This is a genomic window from Bartonella sp. AA83SXKL (assembly GCF_042196965.1).
Classification (GTDB): domain Bacteria; phylum Pseudomonadota; class Alphaproteobacteria; order Rhizobiales; family Rhizobiaceae; genus Bartonella.
The window spans coordinates 1-889 of record NZ_JBHIRG010000127.1 but is presented as its reverse complement, the minus strand read 5'-3'; the positions used below and the strand labels follow the sequence as shown (position 1 = coordinate 889).

Genomic DNA, 889 nt, shown 5'->3' with positions numbered 1-889 from the left:
AGAAATTCTTCTTTTACGATGAGAAAAAACACTCACATGTTGAAAAATATAGCGTATCAAAAAAACTTTTTAAAAGTAAGTATTTTAAAGATTTTTTAAAGTGCTACGTTACCCTGCTCTCAAAGCAAATGCACTCCCCAACACATGCTGTACGAGTGTCATAGAATGTAGAGGACAAAATTATAAGCCAATATAAATACCCTTCACAGATACTTCATAGCGGATATCTTGCAAAAGAAAAAATGCACATATACTGAATACCAAACTGTTAAGAATGATAAAAACAAAATGTCCAATTCTTTTCATTCACACCTTAAACGATAACAAAACCCCCTATCCCTCTTCAAATTCACACACACAACGCACTTTTTCTTTTATGTTTTAAGAAAAGAAAAAAACCTATTAAAGATGACTGCAATTTACAGAGAATTCTGTATCTTTTCCTATAATGCCAAGATCTTTAATCAAAAGAGGTTTTCCTATCTCTCCATTATAGGCTTTAACGTGAATGCTCTTCCCCTTCACATCTATAAAGTAATAATCCCCATTAAAGAGTGCACCAGCTGTATAAACAGGAATATTTCCAAAGACCTTATCATTTTTTGCACGGAAATAGGACTGATAATGTGTATGCCCCACAAATATTGCTTTGACATTATGAGAAGTAATAATTGACTTAAACAGCGATAAATCTTTAGCATTCTTTTTACGAATAAAGAAAGATTCACCATCAATAGAAGCCGCACGACCATCATGAAAATTAATAATTGTAATTTTACCCCTCGCATCAGCAGCAGCTAAATCTTCTCTAAGCCAATCCAAAGATGCATTGATATGCACCTCCATAGACTGTCCTTTCAAACGAACTCTATAGCTTGGATAATTGTGA

The 889-nt window shown here is 33.3% G+C and carries 1 pseudogene; it reads right to left on the bottom strand.

The features are described 5' to 3' along the window. Positions 1–402: 402 nt before the first annotated feature. Positions 403–889, bottom strand: a pseudogene (locus tag ACFINO_RS10090) (hypothetical protein); the annotation flags it as partial.